Raw genomic sequence first — 18,468 nt, 5'->3', positions numbered from 1 at the left:
TTCATTTCAGTATATCGATTACTCAGGCCGTCAGTTCGCCGAGGAATTCCTTGACCTCATAGCCTGGCATGAATGTGCCGATGCGCTTGATTTCCCATTCGAGCGAAATGCCCGAGGTTTCAAACACGCGCTGGCGTACGGTCTCGCCGAGATATTCGAGCTCATAGCCGCTCGCCTGCCCGGTGTTGATCATGAAATTGCAGTGCATCGGCGACATTTGTGCGCCACCGATCAGCATGCCGCGGCAACCGGCCTCGTCGATCAGCTTCCAGGCGGAATGCCCTTCCGGGTTCTTGAAGGTCGATCCACCGGTCTTTTCGCGGATCGGCTGCACGGTCTCGCGATGCTGGCGCACGGCGTCCATGTCGGCACGGATCCTTGCCTTGTCTTCCGGATACCCTTCGAAAATGGCATGCGTGAAGATCAGGTCTTTCGGTGCCGACGAATGACGGTAGCTGTAGCCCATGTCGGCATTGGACAGCACATGCGTGTTGCCCTGACGGTCGACCGCATGAACCTCAACGACACGCTCACGCGTCTCGCCGCCATTGGCACCTGCGTTCATGCGCAGGGCGCCGCCGATCGTGCCGGGAATGCCGTAGTAGAATGCGAAACCGCCAATGCCATGATCGAGCGTCATCGCCGCCAGATTCTTGTCCGGGCAGATCGCACCAGCTTTGACGCGCGTTTCGGACACCAGTTCGACATCGCCAAAACCCTTGGCCGAAAGGCGGATGACAACACCCGGAATGCCGCCGTCGCGCACGAGCAGGTTCGAGCCGACGCCAGCGACCATGACAGGCACTTCGGCAGGAAGCAGTTTCAGGAAAGTGACGAGGTCGTCGGCGTCATGCGGCTGGAACATCAGCTCGGCAAGTCCACCGGCGCGAAACCAGGTGACCCGATCCATCGGCGCATCCGGCGTCAGACGCCCGCGCAATTCCTTGACGCTGTCCCCGAGAGAGGCCAGTAGTTTTTCACCGTGTACCTGTTTCATGCGGAATTTCCTGAAATGCCTGCGAGTTCCTTCGGAAGTGCGGCAGCCCAGTATGTGATGCTGCCAGCCCCCAAGAGAACCACAAAGTCACCGGGTTGTGCAATGGCCGATACAATCGGGGCGATTGCTTCCGGACCATCGATGAACCGTGCGTCGCGATGGCCGCCGGCCTTGATCCTCGAAACGAGTTCCTGCGAATTGATGCCTTCGATGGGCTCCTCTCCCGCCGAATAGACGGGCGCCAGCAGAATGGTGTCCGCCTCGTTGAAGCAGGCAGAGAAATCCTCGAACAGGCTGTGCAGGCGCGAAAACCGGTGGGGTTGATGCACTGCGATGACGCGGCCCTGGCAGGCTTCGCGCGCAGCTTTCAGCACCGCCTTGATCTCGACCGGGTGATGGCCGTAATCGTCGTAGACGCGGACATTGTTCCATTCGCCGGTAAAAGTGAAGCGGCGCTTGACGCCGGCAAAGGCGGCCAGTCCCTTGGCGATATCCTCCGGCGAAATGCCGAGACGCTGGGCAACGGCAATCGCAGCGGTCGCATTCGACACGTTGTGGCGGCCCGGCATCGGCAGGCGCAGATCCTTCAACTGGATCACCTTGCCGGTGCGGCGGCGGCGGATCTCGACGTCGAACACCGAAGTGGTGCCATCCATGCGGATGTTGGAATAACGCACGTCAGCCTGCGGATTTTCACCGTATGTAATGACCTTGCGGTCTTCGATCTTCGACACCATCGTTTGCACTTCAGGATGATCGAGGCACATGACGGCGAAGCCATAGAATGGCACGTTCTCGACGAACTGGCGGAAGGCTTCACGCACGGCATCGAAATTGCCGTAGTGGTCGAGATGCTCCGGATCGATATTTGTGACCACGGCAACGTCGGCAGGCAGCCTCAGGAACGTGCCGTCCGATTCGTCGGCCTCGACCACCATCCACTCACCCTCGCCCATGCGGGCGTTGGTGCCATAGGCGTTGATGATACCGCCATTGATGACGGTCGGATCGAGACCGCCAGCCTCAAGCAGCGTCGCGACCATCGAGGTTGTCGTCGTCTTGCCGTGGGTGCCGCCAATGGCAATCGCATTGCGGAAGCGCATGAGTTCGGCCAGCATCTCGGCACGGCGGACCACCGGCAGCAGCTTTTCACGCGCGGCGATCAGTTCCGGATTGCTCTTCTTGATCGCGGTCGAAACAACAACGACTTCAGCCTCGCCGATATTTTCGGCCTTGTGACCGACAAACACCTCGATGCCCTTGTCACGCAGACGCTGGACATTGGCGCTGTCGGACTGATCGGAGCCCTGAACCTTGTGGCCAAGATTGTGCAGCACCTCGGCGATACCGCTCATGCCGATACCACCGATACCGATGAAATGAACCAGGCCGATTGTCTGCGGCATTTTCATGAGCGTGTTTCCTTGAACTGTGCAATCGTCGAGCCGCTGGCAATAGCTTCAACCATGGAAGCAAGCAAGCGCGCCGCATCGGGTTTGCCCGCCTGTTTGGCGTTTGCCGCCATCTTGGAGAGCTTCTCCGGGCCGGTCATCGCCCCGGTCAGGATCTTGCTCAGTTTTTCCGGCGAAAGTTCGGCCTGGGCGATCACCTTGGCGCCGCCAGTCGCAGCCAGTGCTGCGGCATTGGCCGCCTGGTCATGATCAAGCGCATAGGGGTAAGGCACCAGGATTGCCGGACGGCCGATCACTGCGATCTCCGAAACCGTCGAGGCCCCGGAACGGCAGATGACCAGATGCGCCTTGGCGATACGGTCAGCCATGTCGGTGAAGAACGGCGCGATTTCGGCGTCCATCTCCAGCTTGGCGACACAGCCCTGGACCATAGGCATGTCTTCCGCGCGCGCCTGCTGCGTGACCTTCAGCCGCCGCCGCAAATTGTCGTCGAGCAGGCTGATGGCCGTCGGCACGCTTTTGGAGAAATACTGGGCGCCCTGGCTGCCGCCAAACACGACGAGACGAAACTCCTCGCCGTCAGCGGACGGTTGATAGGGAATCTTGGCCGCCTCCAGAACAGCCGGACGCACCGGATTGCCCGTCGTCACCGTCTTTGCTGCGTAAGGGCCGTCGGTTTCCGGCAGAAACCCGCCGGCTATTGCGCGAACGCGATTGGCGAGCGCCTTGTTGGCGCGGCCCATGACAGCGTTCTGCTCGTGGATTATCGACGGAATGCCCATGCCAGTGGCCGCCAGCAACGGCGGAATTGTCGGATAACCGCCGAACCCGACGACGACCTTCGGCCGTACCTTCGCCATCAACTTGCGGGCAACGCGAATTCCGGACCAGAGCGTCCATAGCGATGACGCAACTTTCAGTGGGTTCTTCGACCCGATCGTCGCCGACGGAACAACGTGGATTTCATCGGCCGGAAACTTGCCCGCGAAACGCTCTGCCCGGCTGTCCGTCACCAGATGAATGGAATAGCCGAGCGCCTTCAGTTCGTGCGCCAGTGCTTCCGCCGGAAACAGATGGCCGCCGGTACCACCGGCGGCGAGCATGATAATACCTTTGGTCATATTCAGTCCTTATTCCATCGGCCTATTCGGCCGGAACGCCCATGCCGGAGCGAAACAGGCTACGCTCGACAGCGCGCTTTTCCGGACGATGGCGGGTCAACGCCAGGATAAACCCCGCCGTCACGCAGATCGCCACCATGGACGAACCGCCGTATGAGATCAACGGCAGGGTCATGCCCTTGGCCGGCAGCAACTGCAGATTGACGCCGATATTGATCATCGACTGGATGCCGATCTGCAGCACGAGGCCAGCAACGGCAAAACGGGTGAAATCATTGCGTTCGCGAAACGCGTGGCTGAGGCCGCGCATGACGAGGAAAGCGAAAATCAGCACGATCACCATGCAGAAGACGATGCCGAATTCTTCCGCCGCGACCGAAAAGATGAAGTCGGTATGGCTGTCGGGAATGATCCGCTTGACGATACCTTCGCCCGGTCCCTGACCGAACCAGTCGCCGCGGATGATGGCCTGCAGCGCAGTATCGACCTGGAATGTATCACCCTCGCCGGTCATGAACCGGTCGATACGGCCAGCGACGTGCGGCAGCACGGTATAGGCAACCACGAGGCCGCCGACAGCGGAGCCACCGAGCACGACGATCCACAGCCACGGCATGCCGGCCATGAAGAACATTCCGCCCCAGACAGCGGTGGTAAGGATCGTCTGGCCAAGGTCAGGCTGGGCCACCAGAAGTGCTGCGACAATGCCGAACAGCAGGATGGCAAACAGGTTGCCAGGAATTTCAGGCTGGCGGGCATGTTCGGAAAACAGCCAGGCGCACACAACGACAAAAGCGGGCTTCATGAATTCCGACGGCTGCACAGACAATCCCGCCAGCGAGATCCAGCGGCGCGATCCTTTGACCTCGGCCCCGAAGAACAGTGCCAGAACCATCATGGCGAGCGACGCCACCAGCAGGATCATCGCGGTGCGGCGCACCTGCCTCGGCGTCATGAAGGAGATACCGATCATCACCGCCAGCGACGGCAAAAGGAAAGCCGCGTGGCGCTTGACGAAATGGAAGCTGTCGAGATTGAGCCGCTCGGCCACCGCCGGGCTTGCCGCGAAGGACAACATGAAACCGATGCCCATCAACAAAACGAAGGTCGCCAGGAAAAACCTGTCGATCGTCCAGAACCAGTCGGCCACAGGGCCACGTTCGGCACGGCTTACCATTTCTTCGTCCCCTTCAACGGCGCGTCCGGCGCCAATCTCTCAAAGTCAGGGCCATCACCCTCATATCAGCATCGTCACGCCGTCGATCGCAGCGACATGGCTGACAAACGCATCGCCGCGCACTTCAAAGTTCTTGTACTGGTCGAAGCTTGCGCAAGCCGGGGACAGCATGACAGCCGATTGTGCCGCCTCATCCCTTTCAGCATCGGCAGCGGCATGGGCCACCGCCCGCTCCAGCGTTCCGGAAATCTCGAAGGAAACCGTGTCTCCAAGGGCCACTGCAAAGGCTGGTGCGGCTTCGCCGATCAGGTAAGCCTTGGCAACCTTCGGAAAGAAGGGTGAAAGCGAGGTGATCCCGCCCTCCTTGGGCAGACCACCGGCAATCCAGTAGATCCGCTCATAGCTCGACAGCGCCGGAGCTGCTGCATCGGCATTGGTCGCCTTGCTGTCATTGACAAAGACAACGTTGCCCTTGCGGCCGACCGGCTGCATGCGATGCTTCAAGCCCGGAAAGGATGACAGTCCGGCAAGGATTTCGCTCTCGGAAACGCCAACGGACAGGCAGGCCGCAATCGCCGCCGCGGCATTCTGGGCGTTGTGATTGCCGCGCAGGGTCGCGATGCCGTCGAGATCGGCAACCTCGGTTGCCAGACCGCCTTCGGCGCGCATGACACGCGTTCCATCGGCGTAAAGTCCTTCGCCAAGTGCGCGATGGCGGGCGATGCGGATAACGCGGCGCCCGGCCAGCGTTGCCCGGTCGGCAATTGCCTCGGTGTAGACGTCATCGACGCCGATGATCGCGGTGTCGCTGCCTGCGATCAACCGTTCCTTGATGTCCGCATAGTGTTCCATGCTGCCATGCCGGTCGAGATGATCGGGCGTCAGGTTGAGCAGGATGCCTGCGGACGGATTGATCGTCGGTGCAAGATCGATCTGATAGGACGAGCACTCGACGACGTAGAACCGGTCACGTGCCGGCGGATCGAGCGTCATCACCGCCGTGCCGATATTGCCGCCGAGCTGTGTGTCGCGGCCGCTGGACTTGAGAATGTGAGCAATCAACGCGGTGGTCGTCGATTTGCCGTTGGTGCCCGTGATGGCAATGAACGGGCAATCCGGCGCATGGACACGCCGCTCGCGCACGAACAGTTCAACATCGCCAATGATCTCGACACCGGCAGCATGGGCAAGATCAACAGTCCAATGCGGCTTCGGATGGGTGAGCGGAACACCGGGAGACAGAACAAAGGCGGAGAACTCCGCCCAGGTCGCCTGACGGAGATCGCCGGTACCGATGCCCGCAGCCGACGCCTTGGCGACGCTGTCGGGGTTGTCGTCCCAGGCCGTCACAAGGGCGCCACCGGCAACCAGCGCCTGCGCGGTCGCAAGGCCTGAACCGCCGAGCCCGAACAGGGCGATCTTTTTGCCGCTGAATGTGATGACCGGTATCATTGTCTCTTACCGCAGCTTCAGGGTCGAAAGGCCGACCATGGCGAGAATGACCGCGATGATCCAGAAGCGGATGACCACCTGGCTTTCGGTCCAGCCGAGCTTTTCGAAATGGTGATGGATCGGTGCCATCAGGAAGACGCGCTTGCCGGTGCGCTTGAACCAGAAGACCTGGATGATCACCGACAGGGTTTCCATGACGAACAGGCCGCCGATGATGACCATGACGATCTCATGCTTGGTAGCGACGGCGACAGCACCGATCAGGCCGCCCAGCGCCAGCGAGCCGGTATCGCCCATGAAGATGGCGGCCGGCGGCGCATTGAACCACAGGAACCCCAGTCCGGCCCCGATCACCGCGCCGAGAATGACGGCAAGCTCCCCCGTCCCCGGCACGAAATGGATCTGCAGGTAGTTTGCGAAGACCGCGTTACCGGCGAGATAGGCAATGATACCGAAAGAGGCTGCAGCAATCATCACCGGTACGATGGCGAGACCGTCGAGACCGTCCGTCAGGTTGACGGCATTGCCGGCGCCGACAATGACGAAGCCGCCGAACAGGATGAAGAAATAGCCGAGATTGAGCGTGAAATCCTTGAGGAACGGGAATGTCAGCGACGATCCGAAGGTCGAACCGGACACGCCGGCCGAGAGTGCCGTGCGCATCATGAAGAAAACGGCAATACCAGCGACGAGAAATTCGATCCCGAGCCGCGCCTTGCCGGAAAAGCCCTTGTCAGACTGTTTCGTGACTTTCAGATAGTCATCGTAAAAACCGATGGCGCCGAAACCTAGCGTTACCAACAGTGTCGAGACGACGTAGACGCTGGAAAGATCGGCCCAGAGCAACGAACTGCCGACGATACCGGCGAGGATCATCAACCCGCCCATCGTCGGCGTTCCCGCCTTCTTGAAATGGGTCTGCGGTCCATCCGCGCGGATCGGCTGGCCACGTCCCTGCCGCACGCGCAGCGACGAAATCATCCGCGGTCCAAACAGGAAAACGATCAATGCCGAGGTGAACAGGGCGGCGCCAGTCCGGAACGTGATGTACCGGAACAGGTTGAAGAATTGAAAATGGTCCGCCAGTTCGACAAGCCAGATGAGCATGAGGGACCTTTCCCCAAAGGTTCGTTGCAGATTCATCCATCAGAATCACCTGATGGAAGGATAACTGCGTCCTATCAAAAGTGTCAGCATAGAACAGTGGCCAACAAAGCCTTGTCCTGCCTTTATTCAGCGCGATCCGGACCTGAAGAGGCCGGATACGTCTCAAGAAGAGCCGAAACGATCCTGCCGCAGCCGGTTCCCTTCGACGATTTGATCATCACCACATCCCCGGCAGCGATGGCGCCAAGCGCAAATTGCTTCAGTTCATCGACCGCCAGACGGTATTCGACCCGTGTCCCGTCAGGCAGTGCATCGCGCAGATGCGCCATCTCTTCACCGGCGAGCCAAATATCGGTGATCCCGGCCTCGACCAGCGGTGCGGCCAGTTCGGCATGGATCTCACCGGTGGATTCACCCATTTCCAGCATGTCACCGAGAATGGCGATCCGGCTGCCTCCTTCAGGCAGAGCCGTATCTTTCAAAAGCGAAATGGCAGCCCGCATCGAAGCCGGATTGGCATTGTAGCTTTCATCGATCAGCACGAAACTGCCCGACCCGATCGCCAGGCGGTGGCGGGCACCACGTCCCTTTTCCGGCTGAAGCGTCGCCAGCGAAGCGACGGCCGCTTCCATGTTCGCGCCGACGAGGCTCACCGCCCCCAGGGCCGATAGTGCATTCTCGGCTATGTGACGCCCGGGGGCGCCCATCTGGATTTCCAGCGTTTTGCCATCAAGCGCTGCCCACAACACACCGCCTTCCGAGCCGCCTGCATATTCGACCATGCGGAAATCGGCTTTGGCGCTGCTGCCGAAACTATGAATGTGGGCGACGCCCAGCGCCGTGGCTGTCTTTTCCAACATATCAAACTGCGCATTGTCGCGGTTGAGGATCACGTGGCCATCATCGACGAGGCCTTCCATGATCTCAGCCTTGGCGGAGGCGATTTCCTCGAGGTCCTTGAAATTGCCAAGATGGGCGGCGGCGATCGTGGTGATGATGGCCACATGCGGGCGGACCATGCTGACCAGCGGCCGGATCTCGTCGGCATGATTCATGCCGATTTCGAAAATGCCGAAATCGGTATTTTCGGGCATACGCGACAGTGTCAGCGGCACACCCCAGTGATTGTTGAACGACGCGACGGACGCATGGACCCGGCCGGATGGCGCAAGCATGTGACGCAGCATCTCCTTGGTCGTCGTCTTGCCGACAGACCCGGTGACGGCGATGATCTTGGCAGCACTGCGGTCACGCGCGGCGCAACCGAGGCGAACCATCGCATCGAGCACGTCGTCGACCACGATCATTGGCGCATGCAGCCGCCCCAACGCCGGAAGCTTGGCTTCGCTGACAACCAGAAGCGTTGCACCATTGGCCATCGCGATACCGGCATAGTCATGACCATCGACCCGGTCGCCCTTGATGGCGAAGAAAGCCTCGCCCTTGCCGAGAGACCGGCTGTCAATGGAAATCCCGGTAATGCCTTCCGGCAGATTGCCCATCGGGCGGCCATGCATGGCCGCCATCAGGTCACTTGTGGTCCAGAGAAAGCTCAAATCAATGACCTCCCAATGCCTTGCGCAACTCAGCATGATCGGAGAACGGCAGCGTAACGGAACCGACGGTCTGCCCCTCCTCATGCCCCTTGCCGGCAACGATCAGCGTGTCACCCGATTTCAGCATATCGACGGCAGCCTTGATCGCTTCTGCGCGGTCGCCGATTTCGGTGGCGCCCTTTGCGGAAGCCATGATTTCACTGCGAATAATGGCGGGCACTTCCGAGCGTGGGTTGTCGTCGGTGACGATAACCACATCGGCCAGCCGCATGGCGATCTCGCCCATGATCGGACGCTTTCCCTTGTCACGGTCGCCGCCGCAACCGAACACCACAATGATGCGGCCGGTGGTGAACGGACGAACCGAGGTCAGCACATTTTCCAGTGCATCCGGCTTGTGGGCGTAATCGACGTAAGCGAGAGCGCCCTCCTTGGTGTGGCCAACCAGTTCAAGACGGCCGGAAGCACCCTGCAGTTTTTCAAGCGCTGCCATTGTCGCCCGGGCACTGACGCCGGTCGACATGGCGAGACCCGCCGCGACCAGTGCGTTCGATATCTGGAAATCGCCCGCGAGCGGCACATGCACTTCAAAAATCTCGTCGCCGACATGGATTTCGGCAATCTGCTTGTGACGGAAATGCTCGACGCGCTTGAGCGACAGGTAATCGCCCTTGCGGCCAACGGTCAGAACTTCATGGCCGCCAGCCTTGGCAGCCGCAATCGCCTGCATCGACCAGGCGTCGTCGGAAAAAATCACCGCCGGTGAACCCTTCGGCAACACGCCGTCGAACAGCCGCATCTTCGCAGCCATGTAGTTCTCGACTGTCGGGTGATAATCCATGTGATCGCGGCCAAGATTGGTGAAACCGGCAGCAGCAAGCCGGACGCCATCAAGCCGGTTCTGATCCAGTCCGTGGCTGGAGGCTTCCATCGCGGCATGGGTAACGCCAGCGTCGGACAGCTCCGCAAGAAGCTTGTGCAAGGACACCGGATCCGGTGTCGTCAAAGAACCGTAATCTGTGCGGCCCGGTGCAATAACGCCGGTGGTACCGATCATCGCAGCCGCAAAGCCGGCATGTGCCCAGATCTGCCTGGCAAAGGAAGCGACCGAGGTCTTGCCGGCAGTCCCGGTGACAGCCACCATCGTATCCGGCTGGCGGCCGTAGAAATTGGCGGCGGCAATCGCCAGCACACGGCGCGGCGTAAACGCGGACAGAACCGGAACAGGCGTATCGCTTGCAGACTTGACCCCAGTCACAACGGCAGCCGCCCCGCGGGCGATCGCTTCGTCGATAAAGGCCTTGCCATCAGCCTTGCTTCCCGAGAGAGCTACGAACAATGAACCCGGCGCAACCTGCCTGCTATCGGCGGTAATGGCGGCGATATCGATATCACCAGCCCCTGAGTCCAGCTGTGACGCAATTTCCGGGAAATCCTTCCCGATCAGATCTTTGATCTTCATGGATGCACTTTTCAGTTATACCGACGCGCCGGGCGGCGAATCCTCCAGATTGTCATTCCATGGTCAATAAGACACAAGCAAGGCAGAACCGTCTTCGCCGAACTTCGGCTCCACACCGAGAAGCGGTGCCGACCGGCTGATGATATCGCGCACCATCGGTGCGGCCGTATTGCCAGCGAGTGCTGCACCATTGCCCTTGTCGGTCTTCGGCTCGTCGATAAAGGTCAGGACCACATAGCGCGGATTATCGATCGGGAAGCCGGCCAGGAAGGCGTTGAAGTTGGCGTCGTTCGAATAGCGGCCATTCACAACCTTGTCGGCCGTACCCGTCTTGCCGCCAACATTGAAACCCGGCACGCGGGCGTTGCGGCCCGAGCCATTGACGCCATTCCAGCGGAACAGGAAGCGCATGTCGTCGCTTGTCGACTTCTTGATGACCTTTGTCGACACAGCCGCGGCCTGTTCCGGCGTGCGCGGCAGGAATGTCGGCTCGATCAGGTTGCCGCCGTTCAAAAGCGCTGCCCCGGCCACTGCCGTTTGCAGCGGCGTGGTGGATACGCCATGGCCGAACGAGATAGTGATCGAGTTGATCTTCTTCCATTCACGCGGTTGGCTCGGTGTCTTCACCTCCGGCAATTCTGTCGGCATTTTGGTCAGCAATCCGATGCGGGTGAGGAACTCTTTATGCCCCTCTATACCGACGATATCAGCCATCTTGGCCGTGCCGATGTTGGACGAATACTGGAAGATTTCCGGCACGGTCAGAACGCGGCGCTTGCCGTGGAAGTCCTTGATCGTAAAGCCGCCAATGCGGATCGGGTTGGTCGCGTCAAAACTGTCGGTCAGCTTTACCTTGCCTGAATCGAGCGCCATCGCTGTGGTGAAGGACTTGAATGTCGAGCCCATCTCGAACGTACCGTTCGACATGCGGTTCATCCAGCCTTCCTTGGCGCCATCGGCCGGCTTGTTGGGATCGTAGTCGGGATAGGACACCATGGCGAGAATTTCGCCGGTCGTCACATCCATCACCACGCCGCCAGCGGCAATCGAGCGGAATTTTGTCATCGCATCGACGACGACGTCGCGCAGGATATTCTGGACCCGCAGGTCGATCGACAGCTTGACCGGCTCGAGCTTGGCATCGCTGGTCATGCCGATAGCAGCGAGATCGGCGAGGCCCTGATTGTCGATCCAGCGCTCCATGCCGGCAATGCCGCGGTTGTCGACATTGACGTGACCGACGATATGCGAGGCGGTCGCACCGCCCGGATAGAAACGGCGCTTCTCCGGCCGGAAGCCGATGCCTGGAATACCAAGCGCCAGGATTTCGCTCTGCTGCTTCGGGGTGAGCTGACGGCGCAGCCACTGGAAGCGCGAAGGCGATTTCAGCTTGTTGTAAATGTCGGCGACGTTCAGGCTGGGCAGCACGGTCGAAAGCTGCTCGACAGCTTCGTCGGCATCGACGATCTTGTGTGGCTCGGCGTAGAGCGAAACCGTGCGGATATCGGTCGCCAGAATTTCACCGTTGCGGTCGAGAATGTCGGGACGCGACGCCATCAGGTTGTCGGCCCGGCCGATGCTGGAAACGGTCTCAGGCTGAGCCAGACCATATTGAACCAGACGGCCGCCAATGATGCAGTAGACGGCCGTAAAACTGGCGATAACGATGGCAACGCGGCTTTTCGCCTGATTGCTGGTCCGCTTGCGCGTGCCCTCGAACGGCCTGCCGAGGTCGCCAGGATGATTATTGCCGCCAGCAGAGAAATGGGCCTTGCTCTTGACGACCATGATGCGGGAGAGAAAAGACATCAGCGCGCCACCGAACCCGTTGCGATATCGTCCGTGTCAGCCACTGGCTTCTTTATCTTGCCGCTGCTCTTGCTCTTTGCCAGTCCCATCGCCTCCAGCACATCCGCCGGCGGCGGCAGGTCGGCCTTCAGCATCGGCAATTCTTCCGGACGGGCAAGTTGGGTCGGGTCGGTGGGGGCCAGTTGCAGATCCTGTTGATAGACGCCGACAAGCTTCTCCAGCCTGTTCGGTTGCGTCAGCAGCGCCCAATCGGCGCGCAGAAGGTCGATCGTATCTTCCTCGAGCTTGATCCCGGCCTCCAGCCTGCGAACCTCTTCGAGCTTGTTTTCAGCCTGATGCTTGATCGTGTAGGTGACCGTGGCAGCGGCTGTCATGACGACGATCAGGACGATGTCAAAACTACGCAACATGTCTTAGCCCCCCATCTTTCCAAGGCTTGCAAGGTTCGGCAGATCGAAAATGGACAGATCATCTGCCTCATGCGGAGCATCGGTGCGGGCACCAACCCGCATTTTGGCGGACCGGGCGCGTGGATTGCGGGACGCTTCTTCTTCGCTTGCCGCCACCATAGATTTCCCAACTGGTGCGAAGGTTGCCGCGCGTTCATGGGCAATCGGCAAATGCCGGGAGCCCGAAGCCTTACCGGCACGGTCCTGGAAGAATTTCTTGACGATCCGGTCTTCCAGCGAATGGAAGGTGACCACCGTCAGTCGCCCGCCGGGCTTCAGGGCACGTTCAGCTGCAAACAGCGCCTGGGCCAATTCACCAAGCTCGTCATTGACGAAAATGCGCAGCGCCTGAAAGACGCGGGTTGCAGGATGGATCTTGTCCTTGGCCTTGCGCGGGGTCACAATCTCGATCAGGCCGGCAAGATCACGGGTCGTCACGAACGGCTCTTCAAGCCTGCGCTTTTCGATGGCGCGGGCGATGCGGCCGGATTGCGGCTCCTCACCGAGAAAGCCGAAGATGCGGGTAAGGTCGGTTACCTTGGCGCGATTGACGACATCGGCAGCAGAAACGCCATAGGACGACATGCGCATGTCGAGCGGTCCCTTGCGCTGAAAGGAGAAGCCGCGATCAGCCTCGTCGATCTGCATCGAGGAAACGCCGATATCGAGCACGATACCGTCCAGGCCACCGGCTGGAGCGTGCTGTGCCAGATCGGAAAACTGGGAATGCACGAGAGTGAGGTGACCGCCACTAGCCTCGACCAGCGACTGACCGCCAAGGATGGCCGCTGGATCGCGATCCAGCGCGATCACATCGGCACCAGCAGCAAGAATCGCCGAGGTATAACCGCCCGCGCCAAACGTACCATCGAGAATGATTTTACCCGGAGCAAGATCCAGGCTGGCGAGAACCTCGGGGAGAAGAACCGGAATGTGACGGACCGGTCCGCCTTCGGCATCGGTAAAACCTGTGCCTTGATCCGTCATCATTCTGCTCTCCACTCTAGCCCGAACGCAGACCTCGCAATCTCCGCTCTTCCCGTGCCGTTGCCTGCGTTTCCGCAAACACGTGCGGCGCCCACAACTGAAAATGATCCGCCCGCCCCACGAAGGTAACCTCCGTGTCGATGCCCGTGAAATCGCGGATGAAATCCGTGACCATCAACCGGCCTTCCTGGTCGAGCTTCATGAAGACCCCGCCCCCATGAATGAGGAGCGACATCTGATTGGCCTGCGGCGAAAAAGGATCCTCGCCGCTGATTTGCTTTTCGAAACGATCCAGCAACTCGGGACCGCCGGCGCTGATAGCCGGAAAAACGAAATCCTGAAAGCAGTAAAGCTCCCGGATATCGAGCAACGACAAGACAGAACGAAACATCGAGGGAACGGAAACCCGCCCCTTGGAATCGATCCGGTTTGTCGCATGCGAAAGGAAGCGGTTCATGACACGATACAGCCGTTCCCGGTGGACATGCCAGCCCCAACAGCCCACACGCACCATCAAAAGGACGCGCAGCACCCCACAGCCGGGCGGTATGCCCGATCGAAAACCCCTTACGGAGCAACTCCGAAACTTGCGGTGAGTAGGCTTGAATCAGCCCGTGTGCAGTGCATCGTTGGGATAACATGGGACCATATGGGCGTCAATGGGATTTGCTCTATTTCAGCACGCGTCGTCAGCAAATATTGATAGTCTGTTAAGTTTAACAAATGGTTACAAACGCACAGTCAAGACTTTGGATTCACCGGCGAATCACCCTTCGCGGATTCCATATATTCTATATTAGAAATTTCTAATTAAAATACATATTCAAACGGATACGCGATTTGGAAAATCGCCGTTTGCGAAATTGAAAAATAAGGGAATTTGCCAGTTGGCCTGTAAGCCGGGTTCTGTATGGCTCCGGCCCGAAAGCCGGAACGTGGCAGCCATTCATCTGGGACAACGCTTGCGCGCTGCCTCCTGCAACCCACCCGGATGACTGACCCGGAAAAGGCCGGAACGCTTGCGCGAACCACGTCATCCCTATTCGGTTTTGCTCCCGGTGGGGTTTGCCTTGCCACCCATGTTGCCATGCGTGCGGTGGGCTCTTACCCCACCCTTTCACCCTTACCTGCCAAGGCAGGCGGTATTCTCTCTGTGGCACTTTCCCTGGGGTCGCCCCCGCCGGACGTTATCCGGCACCGTTTTTCCGTGGAGCCCGGACTTTCCTCCCCCCGCAACCTTTCGGTCCTAGCGGAGCGCGGCTGCCCGGCCAACTGGCACGCGGTGCATAGCCGAGGCTTCAGCCAATTGCCAGTGCCAAAAGCAAAAAGACGGCAGGATTGATGATCTTAACGGAAGCACACCGCGAAATCGGTGCCGTATTCTTCCGCATCGAGCACGCCGTTTTCGAGAAGCTGCGCACCGAGCCGGCCGATCTCGTCCGAACTCTTGGCCGCCGCGCCATTGCCACCCGTCAGCACCGCGACGCGATCCGAGTCTGCAAAGCCGATATAGGGATAACCGTGGCGGGTGAACGTTGTTACGCACGGGCTCCACCGCAGCGAGGCTGGCGTAAAGGACGGCATGGCGCGCGACAAAAGGCCGGACATATGATCTGCTGCAGAGCGGTTGGCGTCGCCGCGGAACCATGCGCGAACCTCCGGCTCGGAGCCGATATTGATGTCGCTCGGATCGCCGCCGATCTTGATGTAGAATTTTCCGTCGGGATAGCGGATGGGCGGCAGGAGATAATAGCTCTCATCCTGCTCGAGTGCTGCTCCGATGAGCGACGGCATCCCGGCAAACCGGGGAAGATCAGCAGGCGCGACCTCGGCAAAGAGCACTGTGCGCGCCTTGACGGTGAGATCGAGCGGCCGGGCGAGTAATTGTCTGGAAATAGAAAAGCCGCCGGCGGCAATGATGGCACGTCCGGCGCTGAAGGTCGCGCCGTCGGCGGTACGAATATTGATTGCACTTCCGACACGAACGACGGAGGAAACTTCGGAACGGACGACCGTGGCGCCAGCCTTTTCGGCAAGGATAACCTGCGCCTTGACCAAAGCCCGCGGATCGATATGGCCGGCGTTGCGCGGTTCGAAAACGCCGCCATATCCCGCAGGAAACCGGAACCAGGGAAACCTCTCGGCAAGATCTTGCTCATCGACAAAAGGCGCCTCGACGCCGAGGCGGTTGCGGGCGGCGATGACAAGATCGAGCGTGGCCTCCTCGCCACCCGGAAGGGGGGCGGCGATCAGGCAGCCAGCCTCACTGTAGAAATCGACACCACTGCCCGTTTCGATATCGGCATAGCGTTCGATGGAGCGCTGGGCCAAAAGCGCCCAGACAGGGTCAGGATCGATCGTGCGAGTGATGCGGCCATTGTCGTAATGGCTGCTGAAAACGCCGTTGTGGCTCGCCCAGTCTTCCGGCTCGTCCGGCCCGATCAGCGCAATCCTGGCGCCGCTCTTTGCCAAATGCCGGGCAGCCGCCGCCCCCATCATGCCTTTGCCAACAATGATGAAATCGAACCTGCCTGCCATGATGCACCTCAAAAAACGATCTGAGGGAGATACCATGGCATTGGCCTGCTGGCATCTGCGAACTTGAAAAATGCCGGAGCTTGAAATCCGCCCGGCATCAGGGACAGCCTAATCGATAATCGCTTGCACCTTGCCGCAATAACGGCGCGACACCGGGTTCATCTTCTTGGCACCGTGCCCAGCGTTGTAGCGCAGGATCGTGCCGCAGGTGAAACCGCCCGACAGTTCGTGGGCCATGGCGAGGTATTTCATGCCGAACTTGATATTGGTCTCGGGATCAAACAGGCCGCTTTTCTTTCCGGCATAACCCATCATCCGAGCCGTCGCGGGCTTGATCTGCATCAGACCGACTTCGCCGGCACTGCCGCGTGCCTTGGGGTTGAAATTGCTTTCCACCTTGATGACGGCGTGGGCGAGATCGACGGGAACGCCATATTGCTTGGCATAGGTCTGGATCAGGCCGCTATAGACGGAAGTCTTCAAGGAAGCGCCAGGCGCGGGATAGCCCGTTGTTCTGGTCACTGGCTTAATGGAGGATGTGATGGTCTTGTCGGTGCCCCCGGCATACGACGTTTCAACCCCAGAAAACAGCATGCAGAAGCATGCCGCGGCCGCAGCAAGATATGACAGTCTCATTTAGTTTGAAGTCTCCACTTTCGGGCGTGGCGGCCATGAGGGCGCACCCCGCCCTGCCGTCTCACGTCCCGATTTTCATCATCAACAGGAAGGGCTGGAGGCCTGAATTACCTGCGGTTTGGTATGGCCGCAAAAGACCCCGGCATCATGGTGATGATGTGGCAGTGCACAAAATTAGTCGGGGCAAGCCTCGATAAGCCCCTTGCAATTACCGGCCTGGCAGCTGGTCAGCGGCTGAAATTCGGCAGGGTAGAAAGCAGTCTGTGCAGCGTGTCCAGCGTCGAAATATCGGCGATACCATCGACTTGCATCGGGCGGAAATGGCGCTGGAATGCAGCCACGGCACCTTCCGTTTTCTCGCAGAAAACACCTGTCACTTCAATTCCGTAGCCATAGAGCGACAGCATCGTTTGCACCGCCTCGACAGGCTGGCCCTGATCGCCGCGCTGGAAAAACCGTCCGCCACCGATCGGCGCCGCTGGAACCCAATGCCCGACACCCCCGGCATACAGGCGTTCCCAAGGAAACTTTTCCCCAGGATCAACCTTGCGAATGGGAGCGATATCGCTGTGTGCCAGCACCCTTTCAGGGGCCATCGACCACCGTTCGCCACAGTTTCGACACAGTTCAACAACCGCATCGATCTGTTGGGAGGGGAAATCCGGCAACCCGCCGGGATGGCCGGCGTTGGCGATTTCGATACCGATCGAGCGGGAATTGAGGTCAGTCTCACCCTTCCAGATGCTTTTGCCTGCATGCCAGGCACGGCGATCCTCGGCGACCAGTTGATCGACGCGGCCATCCTCATGGACGAAATAGTGGCTGGAGACCTGACTTTCCTCACGGCACAGCCAGTCGAGGGCGGCGGCCGCCGTCTCCATGCCGGTATAGTGCAGGATAATCATGTCGGGCTTCAGCCCGCCTGCCCTTTCGCCATGGTTGGGCGACGGCACGAAACGTGCGGCGGGATAGTCACAGGCGAAGTCCGTCATGCGGCGCGGCGTTCTTTCTCGATCGCCTCATAGGCGGCGTTGAGTTCAGCCATGCGATCGTTGGCGATCGCCTGCAGTTCCTGGGGGACGCCACGCGCGACCAGAATATCAGGATGGTTTTCCGACACCAGCACGCGGTAACGCTTGCGGATGATCGAAAAATCGTCCTTCGGCGAGACGCCAAGGATCTTGTAGGGATCGGCGCCGGCGCTGTGGACGTGGCGGTCCATGATCTCTTGAAAACGCTCTTCCTTCATATGGAAGATCTCGGCCACCCGCGTCAGGAAGTTCAGTTCCTTCTCGTGGAGAGCGCCATCGGACTTGGCGATATGGAAGAGCCCGTCGATGATATCTTCCAGCACCGGGCAATTCTGGTCACAGGAGACGCAGAGTGATGCCAGCTTCTCGGCATAGGACTCGTAACCGGCGACGTCCTGGCGGGCCAGATTGTAGAGCCGGGCGACGTTCTTTGCCTGATCGTCGGGAAACTTGAAGATATCCCGGAATGCCGACACTTCGGCCTCGGTCACGATGCCGTCTGCCTTTGCCATCTTGGCGGACAGCGCAATCATGGCAATAGAGAAAGCCACCTTGCGGCGGGTTTCTGGATCGCCTTCAAACAGCGTCCGCACAGCTTCGATAACACCGGCGAGCGCATTGCCCGTCGCGGCGACGATGCTGAGGATGCTATCCCAGAATGACATAGGCACGTTCTTTCCCATGGTTGGCTGATCCACGTCGCGTTCAAGTGGAGACGGCATGGGCAAAGCGTC

At 59.8% G+C, this 18,468-nt stretch carries 16 protein-coding genes and 1 other RNA gene; all 17 read right to left on the bottom strand.

Annotated features, from left to right (window positions below; genetic code table 11):
* Nucleotides 1–22: 22 nt before the first annotated feature.
* The 17 genes from murB to R6X40_RS03240 all read right to left on the bottom strand — a co-directional run bounded on the left by murB (nt 23) and on the right by R6X40_RS03240 (nt 18,399).
* Nucleotides 23–997 carry a UDP-N-acetylmuramate dehydrogenase gene (gene murB / locus R6X40_RS03320; protein ID WP_318410924.1) on the bottom strand — a complete coding sequence of 325 codons (975 nt, stop codon included), beginning with the start codon at nt 995–997 and terminating at the stop codon, nt 23–25.
* The gene (gene murC / locus R6X40_RS03315) at nt 994–2,409 is read right to left on the bottom strand and encodes a UDP-N-acetylmuramate--L-alanine ligase (protein ID WP_318410922.1); all 1,416 of its coding nucleotides are present in this window, start codon (nt 2,407–2,409) and stop codon (nt 994–996) included. Before murC ends, murB begins: the two co-directional genes overlap by 4 nt.
* Nucleotides 2,406–3,530: an undecaprenyldiphospho-muramoylpentapeptide beta-N-acetylglucosaminyltransferase gene (gene murG, locus R6X40_RS03310; protein ID WP_318410920.1), complete on the bottom strand. Its 1,125-nt coding sequence runs from the start codon at nt 3,528–3,530 to the stop codon at nt 2,406–2,408. The genes murC and murG overlap by 4 nt, the downstream gene beginning before the upstream one ends.
* 22 nt (nt 3,531–3,552) lie before the next feature.
* On the bottom strand, nt 3,553–4,707 hold the full coding sequence (gene ftsW / locus R6X40_RS03305; protein WP_318410918.1) for a putative lipid II flippase FtsW: 1,155 nt from the start codon (nt 4,705–4,707) through the stop codon (nt 3,553–3,555).
* A gap of 60 nt (nt 4,708–4,767) precedes the next feature.
* Complete coding sequence (gene murD, locus R6X40_RS03300; RefSeq protein WP_318410917.1) at nt 4,768–6,159, bottom strand: UDP-N-acetylmuramoyl-L-alanine--D-glutamate ligase; 1,392 nt, start codon at nt 6,157–6,159, stop codon at nt 4,768–4,770.
* A 6-nt stretch (nt 6,160–6,165) separates the two neighbouring features.
* Entirely contained in the window at nt 6,166–7,266 is a 1,101-nt protein-coding gene (gene mraY, locus R6X40_RS03295) for a phospho-N-acetylmuramoyl-pentapeptide-transferase (RefSeq protein WP_318410915.1), read from the bottom strand.
* Between the two features lie 122 nt (nt 7,267–7,388).
* Nucleotides 7,389–8,822 (bottom strand): UDP-N-acetylmuramoylalanyl-D-glutamyl-2,6-diaminopimelate--D-alanyl-D-alanine ligase, encoded by a 1,434-nt coding sequence (locus R6X40_RS03290; protein WP_318410914.1) that lies wholly within the window; start codon nt 8,820–8,822, stop codon nt 7,389–7,391.
* 1 nt (nt 8,823) lies between these two features.
* Nucleotides 8,824–10,284, bottom strand: coding sequence for a UDP-N-acetylmuramoyl-L-alanyl-D-glutamate--2,6-diaminopimelate ligase (locus R6X40_RS03285; RefSeq protein WP_318410912.1), 1,461 nt, complete (start codon nt 10,282–10,284; stop codon nt 8,824–8,826).
* 63 nt (nt 10,285–10,347) lie between these two features.
* Nucleotides 10,348–12,093, bottom strand: a complete 1,746-nt coding sequence (locus R6X40_RS03280; protein ID WP_318410910.1) for a penicillin-binding protein 2 — start codon at nt 12,091–12,093, stop codon at nt 10,348–10,350.
* Nucleotides 12,093–12,503, bottom strand: coding sequence for a hypothetical protein (locus R6X40_RS03275; RefSeq protein WP_318410909.1), 411 nt, complete (start codon nt 12,501–12,503; stop codon nt 12,093–12,095). Before R6X40_RS03275 ends, R6X40_RS03280 begins: the two co-directional genes overlap by 1 nt.
* Nucleotides 12,504–12,506: 3 nt before the next feature.
* Nucleotides 12,507–13,532, bottom strand: coding sequence for a 16S rRNA (cytosine(1402)-N(4))-methyltransferase RsmH (rsmH, locus tag R6X40_RS03270; protein ID WP_318410907.1), 1,026 nt, complete (start codon nt 13,530–13,532; stop codon nt 12,507–12,509).
* A gap of 13 nt (nt 13,533–13,545) precedes the next feature.
* Nucleotides 13,546–13,986, bottom strand: coding sequence for a division/cell wall cluster transcriptional repressor MraZ (mraZ, locus tag R6X40_RS03265; protein WP_318410905.1), 441 nt, complete (start codon nt 13,984–13,986; stop codon nt 13,546–13,548).
* A gap of 422 nt (nt 13,987–14,408) precedes the next feature.
* Nucleotides 14,409–14,805: RNase P RNA component class A (gene rnpB / locus R6X40_RS03260), an RNA gene on the bottom strand.
* A gap of 71 nt (nt 14,806–14,876) precedes the next feature.
* Entirely contained in the window at nt 14,877–16,067 is a 1,191-nt protein-coding gene (locus R6X40_RS03255; RefSeq protein ID WP_318410903.1) for an FAD-binding oxidoreductase, read from the bottom strand.
* 108 nt (nt 16,068–16,175) lie between these two features.
* A complete protein-coding gene (locus R6X40_RS03250; protein ID WP_318410901.1) occupies nt 16,176–16,703 on the bottom strand; it encodes a lytic transglycosylase domain-containing protein in 528 nt (175 codons plus the stop codon).
* A gap of 227 nt (nt 16,704–16,930) precedes the next feature.
* A complete protein-coding gene (locus R6X40_RS03245; protein WP_318410899.1) occupies nt 16,931–17,695 on the bottom strand; it encodes an N-acetylmuramoyl-L-alanine amidase in 765 nt (254 codons plus the stop codon).
* Nucleotides 17,692–18,399, bottom strand: coding sequence for a DnaJ family molecular chaperone (locus R6X40_RS03240; RefSeq protein ID WP_318411307.1), 708 nt, complete (start codon nt 18,397–18,399; stop codon nt 17,692–17,694). Before R6X40_RS03240 ends, R6X40_RS03245 begins: the two co-directional genes overlap by 4 nt.
* Nucleotides 18,400–18,468: the final 69 nt, after the last annotated feature.

This window comes from Rhizobium sp. PL01 (assembly GCF_033447125.1).
GTDB lineage: Bacteria > Pseudomonadota > Alphaproteobacteria > Rhizobiales > Rhizobiaceae > Pararhizobium.
Note: the sequence above shows the minus strand (reverse complement) of the source record. Positions and strands in the feature narration are given on the sequence as shown.